This window comes from Lysinibacillus agricola (genome assembly GCF_016638705.1).
In the GTDB taxonomy this organism is placed as follows: Bacteria; Bacillota; Bacilli; order Bacillales_A; family Planococcaceae; genus Lysinibacillus; species Lysinibacillus agricola.
This window is the reverse complement of sequence record NZ_CP067341.1, coordinates 2,311,753-2,337,198: the sequence shown is the minus strand read 5'-3', so window position 1 is coordinate 2,337,198 and position 25,446 is coordinate 2,311,753. Positions and strand designations below refer to the sequence as shown.

22 protein-coding genes are annotated in these 25,446 nt (G+C 34.1%); 1 reads left to right on the top strand and 21 read right to left on the bottom strand.

The genetic code is table 11. The features are described from left to right. Positions 1-178: 178 nt before the first annotated feature. Entirely contained in the window at positions 179-370 is a 192-nt protein-coding gene (locus tag FJQ98_RS11115) for a hypothetical protein (protein ID WP_053596873.1), read from the bottom strand. Between the two features lie 408 nt (positions 371-778). Between FJQ98_RS11115 and FJQ98_RS11110 the strand changes: the two genes are divergently transcribed. Continuing rightward, on the top strand, positions 779-1,675 hold the full coding sequence (locus FJQ98_RS11110; protein WP_053596872.1) for a LysR family transcriptional regulator: 897 nt from the start codon (positions 779-781) through the stop codon (positions 1,673-1,675). Positions 1,676-2,070: 395 nt separating this feature from the next. Here FJQ98_RS11110 and FJQ98_RS11105 read toward each other — a convergent pair whose 3' ends face one another. From FJQ98_RS11105 to FJQ98_RS11010, 20 genes are all read right to left on the bottom strand, one after another. After that, positions 2,071-3,900, bottom strand: a complete 1,830-nt coding sequence (locus tag FJQ98_RS11105; RefSeq protein ID WP_053596871.1) for an ABC transporter ATP-binding protein — start codon at positions 3,898-3,900, stop codon at positions 2,071-2,073. Then, complete coding sequence (locus FJQ98_RS11100; RefSeq protein WP_053596870.1) at positions 3,893-5,656, bottom strand: ABC transporter ATP-binding protein; 1,764 nt, start codon at positions 5,654-5,656, stop codon at positions 3,893-3,895. The genes FJQ98_RS11105 and FJQ98_RS11100 overlap by 8 nt, the downstream gene beginning before the upstream one ends. A 70-nt stretch (positions 5,657-5,726) precedes the next feature. Continuing rightward, on the bottom strand, positions 5,727-6,176 hold the full coding sequence (locus FJQ98_RS11095; protein ID WP_143115058.1) for a MarR family winged helix-turn-helix transcriptional regulator: 450 nt from the start codon (positions 6,174-6,176) through the stop codon (positions 5,727-5,729). A 555-nt stretch (positions 6,177-6,731) separates the two neighbouring features. Beyond that, positions 6,732-7,031, bottom strand: coding sequence for a SemiSWEET family sugar transporter (locus FJQ98_RS11090; protein WP_075807347.1), 300 nt, complete (start codon positions 7,029-7,031; stop codon positions 6,732-6,734). A gap of 91 nt (positions 7,032-7,122) precedes the next feature. Then, positions 7,123-9,252, bottom strand: a complete 2,130-nt coding sequence (locus FJQ98_RS11085; protein ID WP_201406697.1) for an extracellular solute-binding protein — start codon at positions 9,250-9,252, stop codon at positions 7,123-7,125. Positions 9,253-9,310: 58 nt separating this feature from the next. Beyond that, positions 9,311-10,090 (bottom strand): inositol monophosphatase family protein, encoded by a 780-nt coding sequence (locus tag FJQ98_RS11080; protein WP_053596867.1) that lies wholly within the window; start codon positions 10,088-10,090, stop codon positions 9,311-9,313. 2 nt (positions 10,091-10,092) lie between these two features. Beyond that, entirely contained in the window at positions 10,093-10,965 is an 873-nt protein-coding gene (locus FJQ98_RS11075) for a glycerophosphodiester phosphodiesterase family protein (RefSeq protein WP_082340384.1), read from the bottom strand. 58 nt (positions 10,966-11,023) lie between these two features. Next, complete coding sequence (locus FJQ98_RS11070) at positions 11,024-12,733, bottom strand: ABC transporter permease (RefSeq protein WP_053596866.1); 1,710 nt, start codon at positions 12,731-12,733, stop codon at positions 11,024-11,026. Between the two features lie 9 nt (positions 12,734-12,742). Beyond that, positions 12,743-13,756, bottom strand: coding sequence for an ABC transporter ATP-binding protein (locus tag FJQ98_RS11065; RefSeq protein ID WP_053596865.1), 1,014 nt, complete (start codon positions 13,754-13,756; stop codon positions 12,743-12,745). Positions 13,757-13,833: 77 nt separating this feature from the next. After that, the gene (locus FJQ98_RS11060; RefSeq protein WP_053596864.1) at positions 13,834-14,889 is read right to left on the bottom strand and encodes an extracellular solute-binding protein; all 1,056 of its coding nucleotides are present in this window, start codon (positions 14,887-14,889) and stop codon (positions 13,834-13,836) included. A 1,066-nt stretch (positions 14,890-15,955) separates the two neighbouring features. Then, entirely contained in the window at positions 15,956-16,312 is a 357-nt protein-coding gene (locus tag FJQ98_RS11055) for a hypothetical protein (RefSeq protein ID WP_241774646.1), read from the bottom strand. A 506-nt stretch (positions 16,313-16,818) separates the two neighbouring features. After that, positions 16,819-17,019 carry a hypothetical protein gene (locus FJQ98_RS11050; RefSeq protein ID WP_343069294.1) on the bottom strand — a complete coding sequence of 67 codons (201 nt, stop codon included), beginning with the start codon at positions 17,017-17,019 and terminating at the stop codon, positions 16,819-16,821. Between the two features lie 333 nt (positions 17,020-17,352). Then, entirely contained in the window at positions 17,353-19,482 is a 2,130-nt protein-coding gene (locus FJQ98_RS11045; protein ID WP_053596861.1) for a type IA DNA topoisomerase, read from the bottom strand. 332 nt (positions 19,483-19,814) lie between these two features. Continuing rightward, positions 19,815-20,171, bottom strand: coding sequence for a ParB N-terminal domain-containing protein (locus FJQ98_RS11040; protein WP_053596860.1), 357 nt, complete (start codon positions 20,169-20,171; stop codon positions 19,815-19,817). Beyond that, positions 20,168-20,404 (bottom strand): hypothetical protein, encoded by a 237-nt coding sequence (locus FJQ98_RS11035; protein WP_053596859.1) that lies wholly within the window; start codon positions 20,402-20,404, stop codon positions 20,168-20,170. The genes FJQ98_RS11040 and FJQ98_RS11035 overlap by 4 nt, the downstream gene beginning before the upstream one ends. Then, on the bottom strand, positions 20,405-20,563 hold the full coding sequence (locus FJQ98_RS26770; protein ID WP_241774637.1) for a hypothetical protein: 159 nt from the start codon (positions 20,561-20,563) through the stop codon (positions 20,405-20,407). It lies immediately after the preceding gene. A gap of 314 nt (positions 20,564-20,877) precedes the next feature. After that, positions 20,878-21,393 carry a hypothetical protein gene (locus FJQ98_RS11025; RefSeq protein ID WP_343069272.1) on the bottom strand — a complete coding sequence of 172 codons (516 nt, stop codon included), beginning with the start codon at positions 21,391-21,393 and terminating at the stop codon, positions 20,878-20,880. A 191-nt stretch (positions 21,394-21,584) separates the two neighbouring features. Further along, positions 21,585-22,091, bottom strand: coding sequence for a PadR family transcriptional regulator (locus FJQ98_RS11020; protein WP_053596857.1), 507 nt, complete (start codon positions 22,089-22,091; stop codon positions 21,585-21,587). 6 nt (positions 22,092-22,097) lie between these two features. Next, positions 22,098-24,563, bottom strand: a complete 2,466-nt coding sequence (locus FJQ98_RS11015) for an ABC transporter permease (protein ID WP_053596856.1) — start codon at positions 24,561-24,563, stop codon at positions 22,098-22,100. Further along, positions 24,532-25,251 carry an ABC transporter ATP-binding protein gene (locus FJQ98_RS11010; RefSeq protein WP_053596855.1) on the bottom strand — a complete coding sequence of 240 codons (720 nt, stop codon included), beginning with the start codon at positions 25,249-25,251 and terminating at the stop codon, positions 24,532-24,534. The genes FJQ98_RS11015 and FJQ98_RS11010 overlap by 32 nt, the downstream gene beginning before the upstream one ends. Between the last annotated feature and the right edge of the window lie 195 nt (positions 25,252-25,446).

Here is a 25,446-nt window from a genome sequence, read left to right as displayed (position 1 = left end):
TTATATTAGAAGAGTTATATTTATCTTCTAATTGTCTCATTTCGAACATTCCTTGAAGCTCAAAGACTTTTTGCATTGTTGAAATATTAGATTCTATATTTACTGTAGTTCCATCTAAAAGGATTTTGGAGAAAGTTTCCTCCATCGCTGTAATTGAACTACGTAAACCATGGTTAGCCTAAATCACCATATCTACACCCATAATTTCCAAATTTTTAACAGTTACATTAGGATATGTGGTCGGAACAATAACGATAGGTACAGTACCTTTAAACAATTCAGCAAACTTTTTAATTTCATTAATATCTTTCATTTTTGAATGGATTAATATTGCATCTGCTTCAGCTGCTTCGTAAATTCTTCGCAACATTTTGGCGTAGTTAACATTATTAAATCTTCATTTAAGTCTTGAGTAACCAAACATCATATGGAGATTTAGAATAAGAAGTCTTATTAATGATTAGGATACTCATATTTGCTTCCCCTTTCAGGAATAAACATTCCTCTCTACTTATTTAGTAGTAAAAAATATCATTTTAGTTTGTAAGTATTGTATATTGCTTGAAATTAGGGTCTTGATTATATACAATAATTATAATAATTAGAAAATTATTCATGTTTATTCTATTGTGGAATTTACACTATTTACAACCTCCTAAATCTTTATTTTGTTGCAACAACTTTTACATAACTTTATAATAAAGATAATTTTCTGAAAAATCTAATACACATTTTTATGGTATTTATAACTAAAAATTATGAATTGTAGAGGTGGAAGATGAACCTTCATGCATTAAGGATATTTCACATAGTCGCTGAAAAAGGAAGTGTAACCCAAGCTGCTAATGAAATTAACATAAGTCAGCCGGCTGTTACTGCACAAGTAAAAAAATTAGAACAAGAAATTGGCCTTAGTCTATTAGCTCCAAAGGGAAGAGGAGTTTTTTTAACCGAGTCGGGTCGTCAACTTACCAAATACACTAAGAAATTATTTACTCTTGAGGAAGAAATCGAAAAATATATAGAACAATTCAAAAAAGGACTAGTTGGAAAGTTAAGCATTTCAGCTACGTATCTACCAGCAAATTTTCTCCTACCAAAATGGCTTGCCGATTTTAAACAAAAATTTCCAGATATTGAAGTAGAATTAACTAGTACAAATTCTAGTAAAGCTATTAACCAATTAATTAATTATGAAGCTGATATAGCTTTTATTGGGGGCATAAATGAATCTCACCCTTTGATATACTGGAAGGAATTATTTAAGGACGAAATGTGGTTTGTAGTTAGTAGGAATCATAAGTTTGCTAAAAAAAAAGTTACCTTAGCAGAAACTATGCTTGAGCCTTTTGTTTTTCGGGAAGAGGGTAGTTCTTCTCGTGAAAAATTAGTTTCACTATGTAAAATAAATAATATTAATCAACCGTCTATTGGATTACAAATGAATGGATTAAACGAAACTATTAGAGCTGTTATGGAAGGTTACGGAATTACATTTGTTTCCTCTCTAGAAGCAAAAGAATATATTGCTCGTGGTGATTTAGCAAAAATTGATGTTGAAGATATTAGGATTGTAAATCCAATATCAATTTGTACACGAAAAGATGATGAACTTTCATCTCCTGCACTAAATTTCGTAGAAAGTATTATGGAAAAGGATAATAGTTGCACCTAATAACCTATAGAATCATTTTAAAACACCCTTTAAAAGGTGGAATTTTTTTATAGGGTTCCTAAATTAAAAGGATAAGTAATTATTTATATAAGAGCACCTATTTCTGGGTGCTCTCTTTTCTGAAATACAATTAAATTAAAATTGTTTCAATCTTTGTGGAATCAATGTCGTTTGTTACAGGCTAAAAAGCAAAGCTAACTCCATTTGTGGCTGGCTTACATAGAATTCTACTTCGTAAGTTTTTAATTAGATTCTTGTTTCATATAACCTTCAATTCGAAAAAAATACTTAAGGAGTAGAGACTTAATTCAAAAAATATATAAAAAACAATCAATCTTTTTTTACAAGCTACACTCGCCCCCAGTAACCGAAAGCGAGTATATGGGCATTCATTTTTAAGAAACATTTTCAAACTGACTATTATATAGATCCGCATAGAATCCTTTTTCTGCAATCAGCTCTTCATGATTACCACTTTCAATAATATCTCCGTCTTTCATCACTAAAATCAAATCGGCGTTTTTAATTGTTGAAAGTCTGTGTGCAATGACAAATGATGTTTTTCCTACCATCAATTTATCCATTGCTTCTTGAATAAGTGCTTCAGTACGCGTGTCAACGGAACTAGTAGCTTCATCTAAAATAAGCAACGGTGCTTTTTTAACCATCGCCCTTGCAATGGTAATAAGCTGTTTTTGTCCTACAGATAAACTTGTTTTATCGTTTAAAACTGTCTCATAACCTTTCGGCAAGGTTCTAATAAAGTGGTCCAAACCTACTGCCTTACAAGCTGCTACCACTTCTTCTTCGGTTACAGCTTCTTTGTTATAAACGATATTTTCCTTAACGGTACCTTCGAATAGCCAAGTATCTTGCAGCACCATGCAAAATAAGTCGTGAACATTTTTACGAGTAATCGACTTAGTCGCTACGTCCTCAATCATGATTTCTCCACTATCTACTTCATAGAAACGCATGAGAAGATTAACAAGCGTTGTTTTCCCAGCCCCAGTAGGTCCGACAATGGCAACTTTTTGACCAGCTTTTATCTGAGCAGAGAAATCATTAATAATAAGTTTCTCTTTTGTATATCCAAACTTAACGTTTTTAAATTGCACATTACCTTTAACATCTTTGGCATCTAAAGTGGCTTTCTTATCGCTTTCATCTTTAAGCTCCTCTTCTTGTAAGAACTCAAATACACGTTCACTTGCTGCGGCAGTTGACTGCAAGCTTGTAGCTGCCTGTGCAAACTGAGACAATGGTTGCGTAAATAAGCGGATATACACCATAAATGAAACAATAACACCAAATGTAATGGAACCTTTCATTGTAAGTGCAGCACCTACTACACAAACAACAACATAGCCTAAATTTCCAATAAAGATCATGAGAGGCATCATCATGCCCGACATAAACTGCGCGCGCCAAGCGCTATTAAAAAGACTTTCATTGATTTCATTAAATTCTTGCTTAGCTGCTTTTTCACCGTTATAAACCTTCATGACTTCATGCCCTGAATAGATTTCTTCAATATGACCGTTTATTCTACCAAGGTCTTGCTGCTGGCGTATGAAGTATTTGCGGGATTTGGATATGATAAAGATCATTAATACAAATCCAACGACAGTTGCAGCAATGGCAGAAAGTGTCATCGTAACATTAATAGAGAACATCATAATCAAAGATCCAAAGAACATGACTCCCGCTGTCACTAATGAACCAATACTTTGGTTTAGAGACTGCCCAATCATATCCACATCATTCGTGACACGACTTAACACATCTCCGTAGGTTGTAGAGTCAAAGTATTTCAACGGTAATTTATCGATTTTGTTCGAAATATCTGAACGTAGCCTTTTGGAAACTCGCTGCGTAATAGTTGCCATAATAAACGCCTGAATATAATTGAAAATAAAACTCAATCCATACAAAATAGCAAGAAGCAGACCAATTTTTCCTATAGCCGTAATATCAATCTCACCAGTAATACCTTCCATTATCAAATCGGTTATCTCACTGAGCATATTGGGTCCAATGATCGTGAAAATTGTTCCTACAGTTGCCAAGACAAGTGCAAAGATAATCGCTGGTAAATAAGGTTTACAATAGGCAATCAGCTTTCCCCAAGGCTTTTTAAAATTCTTTGGCTTTTCTCCAGGAGCTGCCATATTACCTGGAGCACCAGTACCTTTTCGGGGCTTATTTGCTTGTTTATTACTCATTTTCCAACTCCTCCTTCGATAGTTGCGAATAGGCGATTTCCTGATAAGTCTTACAAGTTTTCAATAATTCACTATGTTTCCCCATACCAACGATTTTACCTTCATCAAGAACAATAATTTTATCAGCATCTTTAATCGTTCCAATCCGCTGTGCCACAATCAAAGAAGTTGCACCTTTCGTTTCTTTTTTCAAAGTAGAACGAAGTTGACGGTCCGTTTTATAATCTAAGGCAGAGAACGAGTCATCAAAAATAAAGATTTCTGGATTTCTATTCACTGCTCGTGCAATAGAAAGACGTTGTTTCTGTCCTCCTGAGAGATTTGTTCCGCCTTGAGCAATAGCCGCTTCATATTCACCATCCATGTTCTCCACAAATTCTTTACCTTGGGCAATTTCCACCGCTTTTTTGATCTCCTCATCTGTTGATGGGGTCTGGCCGTTATCACCGTAAGTAACATTAGATTTTACTGTACCTGAAAATAATACGACTTTTTGAGAAACGTAACCTAGCTTATTATGAAGAGCTTCTTGTGCATATTCTTTCACATTAATGCCGTCGACTAATACCTCCCCCTCAGTAGAATCGTAAAATCTTGGGATTAAATTAATGAGCGTACTTTTACCACTACCCGTAGAACCGATTAAAGCGACAGTTTCACCTTTATGTGCTGTAAAGCTAATATCCTTTAAAACATAGTCTTCTGCATCAGGATATTTAAAACTAACATTACGGAGTTCGATCTCACCTTCGATACCCTTAGGCGACGATTGTATTTCTCCATCAATAATTGTCTGAGGTGTATCTAGTACTTCATTAATACGTGCTGCAGATACTGCTGCTCTCGGTAGCAAAATGAACGTCATTGATAATAGCATAAATGCCATAACCACCTGCATTGCATAAGATGAAAATACGACCATATCACTGAACAAACCGATTCGATCCATCCCCCCTGCATTATTAATCAAATGCGCTCCAATCCAGTAGATAGAAAGAGTTAAACCTGACATAATCAGACCCATCCCCGGCTGCATAATGGCCATAAGTCGGTTCACCAAAAGATTTGTATCTGTTAAATTCTTATTTACTTGTTCGAATTTTTCTTCCTGATACTCTTGTGCGTTATAGGCATGAACAACACGAAGACCAGTTAAACCTTCTCTTGCTACTCGGTTAAGATTATCTGTCAGTTTTTGAACGACTTTAAATTTCGGTAGCACAAAGATGATCAGGTTGCCTATCATAATAAGTAAAACAATTACTGCTATTCCTGTTGCCGCTGACCACTCCCAACTTTTTCCGGTAATCTTCAAAATAGCCCATACTGCAAGGATCGGAGCCTTAATCATAACTTGAAGACCCATTGCAACAGTTTGCTGTATTTGCGTTATATCATTAGTAGAACGAGTAATAAGACTTGCGATCGAAAAACCATTAATCTCCTCCATAGAGAAAGATAACGTTTTGTCAAATACTCCTTTTCGCAATTCCTTTGAAAGAGATGTTGCTACCCTTGCCGCAAAATAGCCCACAATGACTGCCAATATCATACTGCCAAGGGCACATAAAAGCATCATCCCTCCAGCTGCCCATACCTCGCTCGTTTTACTGCCCTCTGTTTGTACAAGGGTCGTAATTTTAGACATATAATCCGGTAACTTCAAATCCAAATAAACTTGCCCTACAATGAACACAATACTAGCTACAATTAGCGTCCATTCTTTCGGTTTTAAGTATTTAAATATTTTCAACATATTTGCAGTCCTCCTCATTTAGTTAGCATGCTAACTATATAGTCATAAAAACTTCAAAATAGCATCTTCTTCAAGATTCAATATTCTCTTTCATAGCATCCATCACTTCAAAAAACACGTCAAGTTTCTCTTCCGGGATACCTGATAGTAATTTTTGTTCAAGAATCGCTCTACGAGTCATGATGCCGTCATGTATTTTCAGCGCATCTTCTGTTAAGACAATTTTTTTAAGTCTTGAATCGTAAGGCACAGATTGTCTTGTGATCAAACCGTTATTTTCCATAGCCTTTAGTATTCTGGATGCTGTTGATTTGCGAATAGAAAATTCTCGTTCAAAATCTTTTTGAAAGACATCTTTATCTTGGTTTTTGCAAAGATAACTAATCGTCCAACCATGCATGGCAGTAAGGTGGTTATCTTTTTCCATTAGTGTATGATCCAATTGTCTTCTCATTAAAAGCGATAATGTGCGAAACTCTAATCCAACTGATCTCCTTTTAGTCAATTTATCTTCCTCCAATATGTTAGCCTACTATCTTTAAAACTAGTTTTAGTGTCCTAGATGAGCATGGCGTACTTAACAATTTATTCGTAAGATGCTTATGCCCTTAGGTGAAAGATGGACCATGTTCAGATTTATCTCCGTATTCAGTTTGCCATATTGACAGCAAAAAATTCAACAAAAAAGCAAAACCACTTTTTAGTTATGAAAATAAGTGGTCTTGCTTTCAACATATAGAAAACTGTACATAGTTCAAAAAACTAAGTTTCTTGTTGCTTTTAACTAAAGTATGCTTAAAAACGGCAAAATAACAATGTCCATTTTGCTGTCTAAGTCAGAGTGCGTGAATAATTTTTCAGCTTGACCTGGAGCCTCTACTCACATGATTGGGGACCCACAATCATGAACAAATTCTCTAGGATAGACTGGGGTTCATCTTAATTTAAATTCTTTTTTTAGCAAACCCAATCTTCCAACTAAAGTATTCGTTATCTACATTTTTTTCATATTTTAAATAAGCGTCGAATTTAGTACCTTCTTTACTTGTTAAGCCTTTTACCAATACCGTTTCTATCAAGAGGAATGAGTATAGATCTTTTTATTATATTTTTTTTTGTTTTGTATATGGTTTTTAAGGGTTAGGTTAAGAATGATTATTGTTGGTACAAAAGTAATGATATTTGTTAATAGAATGGCCAAATCATTAATCATCAGTCCATAGATGATCCAGATAAACACTCCAATTGTACATAAGCTATACATCGGTAGAGAGATATCTTGCGTTCTATTTGTTTTAATGACTTTGTATGCTTGCGGAATAAACGAACAGCTAGTTAATAGCCCAGCAAATACTCCTAATAATGTAATTGACATAAATCCCCTCCAAAATATTTGATCATGCAAATCGAAAACTCACCCTAAACCTGATTGGTCAACATTTCCTTCTTTTCCTTCAATTCTATATTTATGTTTTTCTACATATTTTTTTAAACTGAGGTTGATCTTCTGTTAATAGTTTTAGTATATGTTTTCCAATGATTTCTTCCGTATGTTTTAAATCGATTCTCTGGCCATTTTCAAAAACAGTCTCTCGCTTTCCATTTATGATTGTTTTTTTCGCTTTAGCAAGCCATGGATACATCGTTCTGACAACAGAGTTATTCGAGAGAAAATAACTTGCCGTATTGCCACCTAGTAAATTGATTTGTTCCGAAATTTCTGGACTGTTGAGCCAAGTAAGAAATTCAATGGATGCTTCCACATTTTTAGTTGATTTCGTTAGCCCTAAAATCCCTCCACCAAGCAAAGGTGTGTTCCCTGGAACATCGGCAATTCCAATTGAACCCTTAATATTACTTTGAGAGACAACAGACAAATGGTTCATAAATCCAATCACCATTGCCGATTTCCCTTTATTAAAAGCCTGTACTTCCTCTCCCCACCAATTCGAGTCAATGACCAGAGAATTCCTGTAATTATCATAAAGTAACTTCATAGCATTGATCGCTACTTCTGGGTCTAAATGAATATCTGTGCCAGTGAGAAGATCACCTTTTAAGGAATAATACCTGAGCAAATATTCAGCTGCAATGGTCTCAAAGTTTCCTGAAATCATGGACGCACCAGTTAATTCTTTTACTTGGTCAAAGTCGTTCTCATTGAAAAATGTGATTATTTCGTTATATTTTTCAAATGTCGTTGGAATTTTAAGTTCTGATTTGGTTTTTTCAAAGTATTTTCGCTTTACGATGTCATTTTCAAAAATATCTTTCCTATAAAATAACATCTGAATACTGATGTCAAATGGAACAGCATATGCAGTATCATTGATATTGACATAAGCATCTTTGATAAAGTATGGCAATGCTTCAATAAATGCATCTATTTCTACTTCCAATCCTCGCAGTGGGCGGTAAATTTTCTGCCCGTACCAAGAATAACCAGCAATATCCAATCTTATAATATCAAAGTCTTTCCACTTTTCGTCGTCCTCAATGATTTGAAAAACCTCATTATAGGATTTTATATCAAGATGTACGATGCAGTTTGTATTCTTTTCAAAATGCGTAATGACTTTTTTTAGCGCATGCGTTGCTGGTGAATCAATGGTAAGAATCTTAATCTCTGATTGAAAGTTTTTATATCGATCTGGCTTCATTAGAAATCCATAATTGGGATAAACGTTGGAATGACTTTTATCTTTTAAATTTATCGTTTGAATGATATTTTTCACGACTCGTTCACCTAAATATCCAAAATCCTGAAAATAGTACATCATTTCATTACTATGCATGTTTTTTAATGGTCCGAGCGCGATAATTTTTGGTAATTTTTTATTTGAAGCATAATGAAATGCTTTAATCAATAATTGTGCTTTAGAGACATTTGTTACAATGATACAGTCAAAGGACGATTCTAAGACTATTTTAAACGCATTTTCATATTCATGGGATAAAGTAGACTGATATACAGTAATATCTCGATTATCTAAATTCTCCAACAATGCATTTGTAAACTCATGCTCATTCGTAAAATTGTCTTTTCCAGTAAACAAGGCAATTTTTCCGATAATATGTTGATCAATAAGCGTTGCAATATCAATCCCAGCCTGATTAAAATCAAAAGTTATAAATTCCTGTACATTGGCTAAATTCCTATTAATAAAAATGATGTCACTTTTACTAATTGGAATATTCTCATAATACTCATTAGCATCATGTAATGCAGAGACCGTAATAATGCTAGCTGGACGCTCTTTAATAATTTCTTTAATAATTTGCTTTTCCCTTATTGGATTGTCATAAGTACAGTACAGCCTTATCTGATAATCTATGGAACTTGCTTCTTTTAAAGCATTTTCGTAAAAAATAGAGTATTCCTCTAATGCGAGGCTAGGTAATATCATAATAATAGTTTGGCTTTTTCCGGAACGAAGCAGCTTTGCATTATTATTTAGATTGTATCCTAATTTTTCAGCCGCATTTAAAACAAGTTCCATTTTTTTTGAACTGACATTTCCTTTGCCGTTTAAAACATTGGATACTGTACCATGTGATACGCCTGCTTCTTTTGCTATATCCAATATGGTCACCATCAATTCCACCACCTTTTAATTCTAACAATCATTTTTATCTATCTTACGTTTTCAAGTGTTAAAATTCTTTAACAATTGTTAAAAGGTCCTCGTATGCAGCCTTATTGGAAATTACCCAATTTCCACCTTTCAAATAATTGACATCACTTCCATCAAATTTAGATACACATAGCCCTAACTCTTTTGCGAAAATTCGTTGAGCCGCTATATCCCAAGGGCCCGCTATCGATGCTGCAAATGCAGCAAACTTACCCGTTATCACATGAATGCTGTCAATACCACCACAGCCAAAATATCGGATATCGAAGGCCTCAGTAGCCAACCTTTCCAAACTTGCTTTTCCATACCAGTTCCGTACATCAATAGAGACAAGTCCCTCCTGTAAAGAAATAGCTGGTGGAGTAGGTAATTTACTATTGTTTAAGAAAACACCTGCATTTTCTATCGCGTAATATAGATTCTTATTCATTACATCATAAATATAGCCTAATTTTCCAATATCATTTTCGTAATAGGAAATAAGGATACAAAAATGATCCTGTTGTTTTACGAAATTCGCCGTCCCGTCAATCGGATCGATTACCCATACATGTTCCCTATTCGTATCTTTGAATTGTTCTGCAGACTCCTCACCTAAAATCTGATGAGTGGGATAGTACTCCATGATTTTCTGGATAAAGAAATTTTGTACACTTTTATCCATATTTGTAACTAAATCGCTGAAGTTAGATTTTGTCTCAATTATTAATTGTTCAGTAAACGACTCACGTATCATATTCGCCGCTTCTTCAAGCCATATTAAAACATGGGCATGGGTATCTTGGATATATTTATTCATATTCATCCTCTTTTCATTTTCTTACTAATTTCTTGTCTATACTGATTTAATAGACTTGGCCAATCGGTTTGAATGACGTCGCACCCTTTTTCAATAAGTTTCCCCCAACCATAATCAGGCCCTTTTATGATGGATTGGTCATCATCATACTTTGCATACAATACATCCTTATCGTTCAATACGATTGCATTTAGCCAAATAAATAATCCCTTTTCTTTAATACCGCGGATGATACTATCTTGAAAGAATACACTATCCGTGTCCTTTGCAATTAATTCCATGCCTGTCAAATTAATAGTCTGATAGCTTAGGACCTCGTCTATTTCTTCTAATTTTTTTATAATCGGCATGTACGGATACTTTATAGGGTGTTGTTCCAAAATAGATAGGCAACTTTGATTCACTGGGGATTTTAAAATAATTTGATCTGCCATGTCAAACTGATCTAGGAAAGGAAGCAATGTCTCCCAATCTTCCCAAGAACGATCTAAATTGAGGAGCATACCACTACCTTTTAAGCTCGTTAAGACATTTTCTAACTTTTCTACTTTATAATTGACAACTTGTCCGATATTATTTCGATAGTTTAAAGACTCAATGAAGACAGAATCCATTTCCCTGATATTTTTTTCCTGTCCCAGAAGCCTGCGCTCATTTCCATCATGGAATATGTAAAATTCACCATCACTTGAGCGAACCACATCAATTTCTAAAATATCTGCACCGGATTGTATCGCTGCATAAAAAGCAGAGAGCGTATTTTCAATTATATTTCCCATGCTACTACCACGATGGACAGCAATTAAAAAGGACTCCGATCCTAATTTCTCATTTAATAATTTTGTCGTATCATTGTTGTTTTTGTTCCCAATCATGATGTACCTCCATTTTTTGTTTCCACAATTGCTATTTCATTTCATCGAACTTATCGTGTTATTTTCCTGCCTTTGTTCCTCGGCCATAAACAAGGTAAAGAACAATACTTGAAATGACCATTAATAGTACCGTATAGACAAAGGTTAATGCTCTTGTATCCTGTAACGCTTCTGGTGATGTACTGTTTTGTATCGTAATTCCTAATGTCTGATAAAATGGATGACTTAAAAACATCGATAAATTATATTCATCCAAAGTTGAATTGAATGTTAAGGCAACTAATGCCAAAGCAGAAGGTAAAATAATTGGCAATAACACTTTAAAGAAGGCCCTTATATTGCTTGCTCCTAAATTCTTTGCCGCTTCTTCCAATGAAGTGTCAATGGAATAAAAGGACGCTTTTAACATTCTTAATACAAAAGGAATTTGAACAATAATATAACCAATTAATAATATGCCTACCGTTCCAGTTAGTACTTTGTTAAACATTACTGCATTTGGAATGCTATATGTAATGATCAGACCCATCGCAATTAACACGGAAGGTAACATCCAAGGAATATGAAGAATATATTCGAGAATCGCCGTCCATCTGTTGTTATGCTTCTGAATTAACCGTGCAATATATAGGATCAACCCTACAACAATGATGGCAGTGAGTGCTGAATAAATGATACTCACAAGGAAAGGTTGGTAAGCACTTGCGTTGGTAAATACCGTAATATAGTTTTCTAATGTAAAACTGTCCCATGTTAATTTACCTGTAGTAATCGCCTTGGAATCAGTAAACGAAAATATAAAGATCAGAACAACTGGCAGTGTATAGAGCACAAATAATACATATGCCATCATGTGAATTATGACATTGGTAAATTTATTGTTGATCTTTTGTTTGATCAAACTTGTTTTTACTTTTGAAACGGACATATAGTTCCCCTTAGATTCTACCTTTGTCATGATTGCAAGTAGAATCATCGAAGCTAACCCTAGACAAATAGCTAAAAGGGCTGCTAAATCTCTAGAACTGACTATACCGGAAAATGTTAAAATCATCGGTGTAATCGTTTGGAATTCTCCTCCGACCACTTTTGGTGCTGCAAATGCCCCTAATCCGCCGATAAACTGCAAAATAGTCAAGGCAAAAATAGTTGGTTTTAAAACGGGAAGAATCACCTTTCTTATAATTTGAAAGTCAGTTGCCCCCATATTTCTTGCAGCTTCAATCGTTTGATAGTCTACCTTTTGCAAGGCATTTAATAAGAAGATGACATAATTTGATGTACTAGAGAAAGTCATAACAAACAAGACAGCCCAAAATCCCTTAAACCAATGCGGGTTCATATCCGGAAAAATGGCTAGCAAAACATTGGTTACGAGTCCTACATCGCCATAAATAAATTGATAGCCTGCTACTAATACTATTCCTCCATAGATTAAGGTTGAATAATAGCCAAACCGTAGAAACTTCATTCCCTTAATTTCAAAATAACTCATGATAAATACTAGAAACAGACCAACCATATTCACTGTTATAACCACAGCAATTGCTAAAATAAAGCTGTTCCATAAGCTTCTCATTGCACGTTCAGATTTCATCAACTTTTCAAATGGCTCTAACGTAAAGCCTCCATCCTGGAAAAACGTTGCGATTAATAAATTGATATTCGGGTAAATAAGAAAGGCGATACATAGCCACGATAATACAATTCCAATAGTAAGGAGAAACAGGTTATTGTTTAATTTATACTTATTTTGTATTTGCATCATGTCCACCTTCTAATAAGTTAAAATATCTGATGTTTGAAATGCGATTCTTTTTTTGCTTCCCACTTCATAATCGTTTGAATTATCTTCCGTTTCCATATTTGCGATTCGTTGATTACCTAACTCATAAATGACTTTAGAAGAAATGCCGTGATACTCTTTTTCAACAATTTCTCCTTCTACTATCACATCATATTTTTTGACATCGACATTTTTAGTTGTCACTTTACCTGGTCTGATATATGCTTTTTTCGACGGATCGATTTCTACATTACATTCATTTTTTATTCGCTGTAAAAATGATGGCTCTAAATAGTTGTTGTCGCCAATAAAATTACAGACAAATTCTGTTTTCGAATGATCAAATATTTCCTTTGGTGTTCCAACCTGTTCAATATTGCCTTTGCTAAATACTGCGATTCGGTCAGACATTGTTAATGCTTCTTCCTGATCATGTGTAACATAAATGGACGTGATTCCGAATTGCGACTGTAATTTTTTTAATTCTCTTCTAAGTTGTTTCCTTAGTTTGGCATCCAAGTTCGATAACGGTTCGTCAAGCACAAGAATTTTTGGTTTCAATACAAGAGCCCTTGCAATGGCAACCCGTTGCTGCTGTCCACCTGATAAGTCAGATACTTTTTTAAAAAGCTGTTCTTCATTTAAATCTACTTTTCTGGCTATTTCCCTAACTTGTTTATCCACTTCATCTTTTTTGTATTTTCTTAATTGAAGTCCAAATGCTAAATTTTCATATACATTCATAGTTGGAAACAGTGCATAGCTCTGAAATACCATACCTATTTCACGGCGTTCTACAGGAATATCGTTTATTCTCTCTCCATTAATTAGGATGTCGCCATTTGTTGGTTTGATAAATCCAACTAAACTCCTTAGCGTCGTTGTTTTTCCACATCCTGAAGGTCCCAGAAGTGTAAAAAACTCACCTTCTTTAATTTCAAGATTTAAATTTTGAATGGCTATGAAATCATCAAATTTGATTTGAATATTTTTGAATTCAATCATCTTATTCCCTCCGCTAGTACTAGAAAAGTGAACCTTGGTTTTCAACAAAAAACCAAGGCCAATTATTCTTATAAAATTTATTGAATTTCTAAGGTGATTTTTTCAATCCAAGCGTCAATATTTTCAGTAATGAATTCCCAATCCATATCTTGTTTCGTCACGGATTCATGTAATGCTTTTACCTCTGGATTAGCTGATTTAGCTGCCTCTATATTCGTTGGCATTGAGTTAAATTCTTTTGCCCATTCTGCTTGTACATCAGCACTTCCAAACCAGTTAATAAATTCTTCTGCAACCTCTTTTTTCTTCGTTCCTTTCACAATTGCAACTTGTTCTATAACATAGGGTACACCAATTTCAGGTGATACAATCCCTGCTTTCACACCGTATTCTTCTTCTCTTTGTTGAATTCCACTTGAGAACATTTGACCGAATGGAGTCGTTCCATTTGCTAAGTTTGCATAGAAAGGAGTACCTTCTGTCGCAGGAGTACCATTGTCAAAGAATTTCTCAATTTCCTCCCAGCCCTCAGCCGATATACCAAGTTCACCATTTGGATCCTGGTGACGTACTAGAATACCAGCAATGACGGTTCTAGTTGTGTCCCCTCCTAAATTAGTCGGTACTTCATATAAACCGTGAAATGCTTTATTTTCCCATAATTCCGGCCAGTCAGATGCAGCCGTTTCTTCTGTATATAAGTCAGAATTATAAATCAATAGAATAGCTTGTTTTACTAATGAATGATAGTAACCTTCTGGGTCGCTTGTTCCCGCTTCTACCTCGTCTGCCCAAACAGGAGTGAATGCTTCCAGAACACCTTCATTTTTTAATGCGATATAGTTCATTTCATTTAATCCGTAAACAACGTCTGCAATTGGATTTGCTTTTTCTGCAATTAATTTATTGCGAATATCTCCTCCACCAGCTTCAACGATTTCAATTTTAAATCCTTGTTCAGCAGCTTTTTCCTTCAGCCAGTCTCCACGACCATCTGATCCGGAGTTTGTATAAATTACTAGAGATTTATCTTTTCCTTTCGCAGCTCCCTCAGAGGAATCTTGATTCCCTCCACAAGCTGTTAAAACCAAACTAAAAACAAGTGCAACGATTAGCAACCACGTTTTCTTCATGAAAAATGTTCTCTCCTTTATTTTTTGAACGTGTCAATTTTGTCTTGCATGGTTATTATATAAGCTGATTTATTTTAAAACAATACGATTTACGGAGTCTTTAAAATGTTAATACATGCTTTACAAATTGAAAATAAGGATAACAAATATGGGTTTTTATATTATTGGAACGTGTCAAATTAAGGTTTTTCTGTTTTGTAAACATTGTAAAGTTCTTCATTTATCTACCTTTATCTCCCAATGATACAATCCAGAATTTCACTGTGGAAAAAGCTCTTATATCAAAGATTGAAGCTCCTTTTGCTAAGATAACACCCTGATATTAACTTCATACTACAATAATCTATCTAGGCCTAATTTTTGCATATTTTAATAGACTAACCTAGATTCTTATAACCTTGTATTATGTAACACGATTTCAAAACACCTAAATTAATTGATATACATAATCGTATTTGTGATTTGTAATATTGATTGACCTTTGATCCAACAAAAATAGAACGTATTTTGAAAAAAGATTAATCAAAATACGCTCTTAATATATACGGTAAAATATTCTTATAGACAAAAGAGTAATTATATTTATTAATGTTATTCCAGATAATGGCCCGATTGTTGAACACATGTAAAAGTAAAACACCGCTCTTCAACTAAACTGAAGTGGTTAGTTCAATAAAGAAAAAGATGGTTGCCTACGCAACTCAATAATCTTTAATTAACGTCCCCATTAGTTGAAGCTGAGGAGCCGGTTTTAAAAATGCAGATTTACAGCGTTACTAAATTGTCTATTTATACACGTTCCCTTATCCTGCGAATTCAATACCATCTTGGGAAAAGGAATATGAAGGAGTCTATAAAGAAAAGATGGCACAGGTTGTTGGTAATAACGTCATTCCTCTGCATCTTTCGAAATAAAAGAGCGTTACTTTTTGTTAACGGGTTCGGTTGAGATGTGCAAAACTCTAATTCACAACCTAATTAGCAAGGTAAATCGTAAAATTTGCAAAAGATGATTCGCAATATACTTCACATCAAAAATGGCTTGGAGGAAAACTCCGAGCCATTTTTAGTGTTTTACACTGTTATAATCGAAATCAACAATTTTAGTTTCCAAGTCGCCTTGAAAGTTTTTGGCGTAGGTCATAGTTAGATGAACGCTCTTGTCAATCCATCTAGTCGCATCGTCGGTAGAGGTATCCCATACAACATCAAAACTACCTAATTTATTAAAAAAATCCAATTGTTTAGTTGCAACAGTTTCACCATTCATTTTGTAATGTATATAAGCAATCTTCATATCCAGAATTCCCGTACCATATTTCACTATCTCTAAGCTATATGGCTTATCAGGACATTGCTCTTCAAAAACAACTTCAGGTTTAACAAATAAAAAATAACAGAGTAATATAATTGGTATAATCATTAGTATCAAATATGTTTTTCTCGTGATATTAACACACCCAAAGTTACTCATTTAATTTCCTATAAATTCAATCTTAGTCCCGGATATTCCTCTACTTGTTTTTACGTTTTCATCAGTATCATGGGTAATTGCAATATTTCTTATGTTCTTGTTCTCATCAGTAATAACTCTTATACCATTAGATAAATAATAAAAATCCGGATTAAGCATGTCCTCTGAGATTTTATCTGCATTTAACTTATTAATATTTTCGTTTAAATAATTACCATCGAAATTTTCTTCTTTAAGACTTATATAATTAGGATAAATTTATCGCAAAAAATCCGTTATTCATTACTCTTTTCTATGAATACTATACGGCATCCCTTTAGTATTCTTTCCTTGCGGTATCCATTCATAGTTTAGCTCTCGTTTAATTTAAAATCACTCTTTATTAATGAACAAAAATAAAAAAACATGGGAGAAATAACATTAAATGCTTTTACCCCCTCCAATAATTGTTTAGCTTATTTCAATGACCAATTATTATGACAATCTGGACATTCCCAATACAAAATTCTGTCTGCTTCTAACTTTGTGATTCCAATTTTTCTCGTAAAATGCGTTGCATTATACGATTTTTGCTGTTCTTTTGGTATTTCATCACCTTGTAAGCTAACACGACAGTGAGGGCAACGCTCTACATAATCTGCTAACAAATCTCTCACTCCATACAATGATTTACTCTTAATTTAACTAAACAATTCGACATTAGAACCATCAACATTTCGAGCAACTCTATAACGAATTAGTGGTTTCAAGCTCATTTATTCACCTTGTAGAAAATCCAAAATCTAAAGTGTATAAATTCAATAAAAAACATTTGGATATTAACTCTGATTTAGAGAGTAATTTACGTCTAGAAAACTTAAGCTCTCTTTCTTGATACTTATAAGACTATAAGCCCCGATGAAACAAAGAAAAAAGAAAATTTCAAAAAACTACAAGATGAATTCAATTTATAAGTTTTTTGCTGAATAGATTAAAAATCTCTTCCGCTTTTATTTTTCATTAAACTCAAATTCAATTTTTCCTTCTACCAAACGGAGTGACGCATTAAATTGTTTACCATTCTTTGATTTAAACCCTTTAACTACAGCTGTTTTACCAATCTTACATAAATCATTAATGTTCTTTTCAGTTAGTTTTTTTCCTAATAGCCTTCCTGGGAACGTTTGCTTACATCCATTTTTATAATTCGAACAACCGTAAAAACTTTTACGCAAACCTATCTTTCCTACTTTACATGTTGGACACGTCACAATATCTTTCACAGTAGCTGGTTTAAACTGCTCAGCTTCAATTGTAAGTGACTCTATCTGTTTAGGCACTTCCGCTATTAATTGATTAACAAACTTGCCTATGCTTTCAATAAAATGTTTTGCAGAGCCTTCACCACGACCAATTTTATTTAAGTAAATTTCCCATTTCGCAGTCATAGATGGACTTGAAAGTAATGTCCCTTCAATTGCCCGACATAAAAGCTCCCCTTTAGGCGTAATGCTCACTATGTTTTTTCGTACCTCAATAAATCCATGCTTTTTAATCGTCTCTATAATGCCACTCCGAGTTGCTTCTGTACCAATACCTTCAATCGATTTCAGCACCTCGATTTCCTCTTCATCCTCAACTGATTTACCACATGTTTTCATCATCGTAATGAGTTGCCCTTCTGTATAAGACTTAGGAGGCGTTGTCGTGCCTTCTAGAATAGAAACCTTACTTTGTACCATCTCATCTTGGAAAACGACAGGTAACGACTCTTCACGCTCCTGTAACTCTTTTCCACTTGAAAACAATTCTTTCCAACCTTTTACAAGTTCTGTTTTCCCTACCGTTTTAAACTCTATATTTTTGACATTTGTTATAATCGTTTTTTCATCGTATTCATAATCTTGGTGAAACATGGCGAGTGTCGTATTGACTATTTCGAAATAAATATTTCGTTCATCAACATTCATTGATTGTAACGCTTTTTCTGTCGGCACTTTTTTCGTTGGAATAATAGCATAGTGCTCCCCAACGTTGGCACTGTCGACGTAGCGTTTGTTATTCCCTCGATTTATCGTATTAAATGACTTTCCCACGAGCTGCTGATATTTTGCCAATGATTCATTTAAATAAGCAAACTCATTATGTGTAATGAGCTGTGAATCGGTACGTGGGTAAGAAACGAGCTTTTTCTCATAAAGTGATTGCGTAAGTTTCAACACATGCGACGGACTGTATTTCCAACGTTTATTCGCGGTGGCTTGTAATGTTGATAACGCATGTAGTTTGGGTGGTGCAATACGCTTCTTTTTATTTGTTACACTCGTAATTAGACCTGTATCCATCGGTTCAACCCCATGTTGTTGCAATAATTGCACAGCCTCGGTCCGCTCTTTTGTTTTTAACTTTGCCTTCCCTTTATATACACCATTTTGTGCTTTAAAAATTCCTTCAATTTCATAAAATTTTTCAGGCTTGAAATGTTCAATTTCCTGTTGTCTTTTATAAATTAAATATACGGTTGGCGATTGCACACGACCGATAGAGATACTACCCTTAAAGCCTTTTTTTTGTAAAAGTAGCGTATATAGGCGACTACAGTTCATACCTACTAACCAATCGCTAATTTGACGTGTTTTTGCTTCTTGGTACATAAGCAAATCACGCTCATTACTTTGCATATTATTAAAACCTTTTCGAATTTCCTCAACCTCTAATGAATTGATCCATAATCGTTTAACAGGCTTTTTTACTTTCGTCATTTTTAAAAGTGAGTAGAAGATATTTGAACCCTCACGTTCACTATCGCAACAATTATAAATCATTGTTACTTGCGGATCACTAAAGATTTTTTTGACAGCATTAAATTGTGAATACATTTTAGAGACAACTTTATCTTCAAATTTTTGTGGAATGATAGGTAATGATCCAAGCGACCATTTCTCCCATTCCTTTTGATATTCTTTTGGTTCCTTTAATTCAACAAGATGACCAACTGCCCAGGTAATTACTGCACCATTAGGAAAAGTAGAACAAGGTTCCAGTTCAATAAATGTTTTCTCTTTTTGTTTTATTTTAAATGCGTCTGCATAAGCTCTTGCTTGAGATGGTTTCTCTGCCAAAATACATACGTATCCCATTTATAGGTCAATCTCCTTCATTCTTTATTTTACAAGGTATAAGTCTTGTTCGGCCTTTTTAATAAGTCAAACAAGTCAATGTCAAATAATATAACGCTCAAAAATGCAAAAATTATTTAACACTTTATAATTCCCCTTTGTTAAAAATTTTCATATCTGTTTACTCCTAATCCTATTATTACTTCTAACTTCTCATATTTTAATAGTCATTTCGAATTTCCTCATTAATCATCACATCTTCTTTAAAATATTTTAGTAGCTTTTTATATAAAAACAAATAAACTCAACTAATCAGATTAGTTGAGTTTATTGTGAAATACCTTACTACTATTTTACTTTAAACAATTTAAAATATCACTTACTAAAATCTTTGTACCAGAGGCACCCTTCAAATATTTTAAATCTCCAGTCGCAAGCCAATCGATTTCGTCTAGCTTCATTAAAATTTGTGCAATTTTGACAGAATCAGGCTGCTGTGATTTAACTAAGTAATTTTCATTTATCACTTTATTACCAACTATCGCTAATGCATTTAAACATGTAATATGTGTCATTCGATAAAGCTTATTATCATCCCATTCATCAGGGAACAATTCTTTAATTGTATTGAAATAAAACAAACATAAGTTTAACTTTTTCTCTTTAGGAATTTTATCAAGTACAGATTTTTTAGTTAAAAGCTTAATCAAATTATAAAGATTTTGTAAGGTAATATTCTTTTCTTTACTACGTTTACCTGTAAGCGTTCCCTTGTTGAAAAACGGGCTTCAGGTTTCAAGATTAGGTTTGTTGCTACCCAGCTAATATCATCCTTATCGCGATTCAAATAACGACTTAATGACGTACCTATTCCTTTTGCTTTTGTATTAATGACATCAAACAGCAATTCCTTTACCTTTACAATCATTTGATATATAAACACTTACTTCTCCAGCTCCAGAATATACTGCTCGGTAGATACCGGTGAAATTGCAATCCAACCGACTACTAGCTTTTCTAGCACTACCACAAAACGCAACGTTGCATGATGTCCTTCATCCCACATATATTCACTTGGTACCTCTGTTTGAAATGTTGCCATCCCTGTTTCGATTCCTTCTTTATAAATTTTTAATACCTCTTGTATAAGGATAATAAAGTTATTGAATTTTGATTAATAAAAGCTAAGAGCCTTACTACATTCTATGTAGCAAGGCTCTTTAAAGTTGTTTCAAATTACATCCATCTGTTTATATAATACTTAAAAAATGAATAATAAAGTTGTTTACTTCTTATTGAACTAACGCATCTGTTCAAAGAATAGATTAATATCTTGTTTCCACTAATTATTAAAAGGCGATTATAACTTGTATATGCCATAATTGTGCGAATTTTGAAGTTCAAACTTACTTCTGCCTATTTTTTGGGAAACAATGTATAAGACCATGAATAAATAAAGTCAGCAATAAATACAATTCCCCAAATTACACCTATTGCAAACGCAGCATCATTTGGATAAGGTGATCCTTTAGCATTTTCATTTCCTAGCCACGAAAAATCACTTAAGTACATCTTTATTTCTGCCAAACTTTCTGTACCAATTACCCACAGAATAGCTTGAACTGTAATGAACAAAACTAAATGAATATAGGATGATACACGATATTTCTTTGCAATATATTTAGGATTATTATTTTTTTCAATAATCTCATAATCTTTATCAGTCAATAATTCAACGCCACGTAACTTGCCAATTTTTTTACGCATCCAACGATCCAATTTGATAAAATCGAGTATACCAAATGTAAAAGCATAAATGATAAAGATGATAATAACGATTTGAAAAGTTGATATTTCTCCTGTTTGACGATAGACATACAGTCCGAGTAATCCCTCAATTATCAACAAAAACAGAAATAAAAAAATAAACATTAGGCTATATCGAGTTTTTTTAAAAAAATAGCGAAATATACCGAATAAGATCAGGGATCCCAATGACAATACCTCTATAGAGATAAACAATTCCCAATTGTAATCAAGGATAACATCCAAAAAATTTTCACTCCCCTTCAAAAGATTGAATAACGGCAAAGGTTTTTAAAAGAGAAAACCTTTACCTAGAATTATGGTCTATTTCGATTTTCAACTTGATTTATCCAGTTTAAATCTGCTTCTAAATGCAAGAGGGTACCATTGATTAATAAATACCTATTCTCGTCACCTTGAAGAAGAAATTCCGTTTTAAATTTAGTCAATTCCATGACATCTTTCATTATCATCGCTTTTTGTTGATCAAGCATTTTCTTTTCTTGTTCGAAATCAATCTTACGAGCACAGCTCCATTTAAAATGAAAGTCTTCTTTAGTAGAATGATAGGGTACAGGTTCCAGTAACCAATTTTCCAACTCTTTTTTACCTTCCGTAGTGATTTCATAAAGTTTTCTTTCTTGGTCATCCATTCCTACAGATAAGACAAGTTGATCACGTATTAGACGGTCTAGAGTCGTATAAATTTGACCAGGATTAATTTTTCCTTTAACTCCCAGATGGGATTCTAGCTCTAGTTTTAATTCATACCCATGATTTTTTTGTAAAAATAGCAGTGTTAATATTCCGTACTTAACCGACATAATTGCTTAACCTTCTTTGAGTGATGATATAATATTTATTTTACTAGCTGTAGTACTGGAAATCCAAGAAGCAAGGAGACTTAGAGAAACACCAGCAATCAGTGCCAGAATAATATTCCCTAAAGGTAATTGAAAAGATATAAACCCTCCCAATAGTTCGGATTGGCTAGTTGTATAAAGTAAAACTACACCCGAAATTATACCACCAATAACCCCCGACAATCCTATAAGTAAACCTTCTCCAATGATCATCTTTTTAACTTGCTGTTTCGTAAAACCAAGCGCTCGCATTGTCCCTATCTCGGTGGTGCGTTCCAACGTATTCATTAATAAAGTGTTTGCTGTACCGATACTAGCTAGTCCAATGATTAAAACTAACATGATTAAAATCAACTCATTCATACCGGTTAATGCTGAAGTAGTTGATTTAATTTCATCTTCTACTGTTTCTACTTTTGAGAGATGAGTGCTGAAATCCAACCATAACTCATTACGTAATTGTTCACCAGTATATCCGTCATTTAAAGTTAATAATATGTCGAAATGATTCGCCCAACCAAATTTATTATTTAAATGATTCTCATTCATAAATGCAACATAGCCTGAGTAATTCGATGTTTTCACTACATCAAGGACTTCAAGTTGTTGTTTACCTGAGGGTGTATTAATGTAAATATATTCTCCTATATTTCCACCCCATTCATCAAAAGCTCTTTCGCCGAGGATAACAGAAGGTTCCTTTGCCAGTTCATAATATAAATTGTCTTTATTAGAACTTTCAAATAAGGTGGGGCCTTCTTCATCTACAGCAAAAATGGAAAACTGTCTCTTCTCCCCATCAGTGGTTACCCATGTAATTGGCTTAGCTTCCGTTAAAGGATCAACATTTACAACAGCATCATACGATAGTAACTTTTCTATATCCTGATTAGACCAAGGTGCTTCTGATGAAACTCTCAGGTCTCCTCCATACGTATTCCCGATTTCATTTTCATAACCTTCAGGTGCGGATTCAATAACAGCACTTAGTAATAGTATCACTGCAATCCCCACAGCAAGAATAGCAGCAGTATTAGCATTTCGATTTAATTGTTTTGTAAGGGTTTGCGTTGCCAGACTACCAGAGTAGCCGAAGATTAATTTTAAAATAGGTTTAAATATCCTGCTCACACCAAGTAACAATAATGGAAACAACAAAATGGTGCTTACTAAAATCGCTAAATAAGAGATGGGATGATTGATAAATACAAAAGCAAGCAAGCCAACACCTAGAACTGCCCTAACTATGTACAGGCTTCTCGATGATTGGGTTTGATTTGCCATTTTTAATGTCAATAACACAGAGGTTTTCCCCGCATTGTAAATAGGAAATAATGAAGATACAACAGGAAATAAAATTCCAACTACTACAGCTATTAATGCAGGTATTTTCCAATTTAATGTGTAAACCATGTCAAATTCAAATACGCTTAGTAAAGTTTGCATGAACATATCCCCAAGCCAAATTCCCATAGGCACCCCAACAGCTGTACCTATTAGCCCCAACAGTAGTACTTCAATAAGAATAAGTCTGGAAACAGAACTTTGTAGATATCCGAAACTTTTCATGATTGCAAATTCCTTTTTTCGCTCCATAACACTTGTATAAATCATATTAAAAACAATGAATCCGCTAATAAACATAGATAACCCAGCAATTAAGTAAAAGAACGTATATAGTCCCCCGATATCGTTACTTTGCCGATCATCCGCGACAACTGGTTGTACATATACATTTGAATTACGAAATTCTTCCTGGAGAGATTGAAAAAGTTTCTCTCCTTCTTCAGTTGTTTGAAATCTTACATAGGAAAGTTTGTCCTCCATACCAGTCCATTCTTGTAGCAATTCAAGTGGAGCCATGATTCGGAAGCTGGTTGATTCAGCACGCTCCCAGTTACTCGGACTTGCAAGCAACTGCGTATATTCAACAATGGCGGAAACCTTAGCTTCTCCCAAATCGGTAAACCTAATTGTATCTCCTACGTTTTTATTTAACAGATTTGCAACAGCTTTTGGTATCACCAAACCTTCATTATCCAAACTCCCTTCGATAACAGGAAGTTTCAGTAAAGAACTGCTTTGATCATTCACGCCTGTAATTCGGACGGATCTTTGATTTAAAGATTGATCACCCTCCAGCTCAAAAAAGGCTTGTTTATCAAGTGCAAGCATGGTTTCCGTCACAATTGGGCTAGTTAAAACTGACGAAACCACATCCTCAGAGTAAGTATGTTCATCGCTTAGAACCCAATAATCCGCATTTGCCACATACATTTCTTCATAATAATCGAAAACATCATTTGTTGTTTTGTCTGCAATAAGCATAGATGTTACAAAAGCTATACCTAAGATTATCCCAAGTAGGGAAATGAAAAACCTTTTTTTATTTTGTGTTATATTACGCCAAGAAATTCGCCACATATTTAGCATAATCATCATCCTTTCTAGAAATCACTTGATCAATAACACCATCCTTAAAAAGAATAATTCGATCAGCAAACCCAGCTGCGAAAATATCATGCGTTACCATGATGATTGTTTGATTATTCTCTCGATTGAATCTTGATATTAATCCGAGTATTTCTTCGGCTTTACCTCTATCTAAATTTCCTGTTGGTTCATCGGCTAATAGAACAGAAGGGTTATTAACTAACGCCCTGGCTATAGCAACTCGTTGTTGTTGACCGCCACTCAGCAAATTAGCACGTTTCCGACCAAGTCCTTTCAATCCGACAGAATCAAGTAGTTCTATAATAATTTGGTTCTTCTTTTTAGTTAAACTACCATCTGCATGAAGAGGGAAAGCTATATTTTCTTCTACACTTAATGTAGGGAGTAGCTGGTAATTCTGAAAAATAAAACCGATATACTTTCTACGAAATATCGTTCTTTCTTTTTCCGTCATATTACTTAAATTACTTTGATTTATTACTATATCTCCTTCAGTAGGGACATCAAGACCCCCTAAAAGTTGTAGTAATGTGCTCTTTCCAGAACCACTTGGGCCCATTACAGCCACAAATTCGCCTTCTTCAACGTTCAAATCAAAACCCTTCAAGACTTGAGTTCTTTCTTGCCCCTGTATAAATTCCTTTTTCAAATTTCTAACTTTAATCATGTTTTAATTCCTCCTATCCTTTCGAAATTATTATATACTAAGTATATAGTACATAAAAGTAAAATCGTTTAAATTTCATTATAAATTATGTATTTTTTATAAAAGACCCCCTAAGTATAATATATACTTAGTATACATTATACTTAAATATTGTATAATGATAATAAAGTCGTCACTTTATCGTAAGCCCGTATT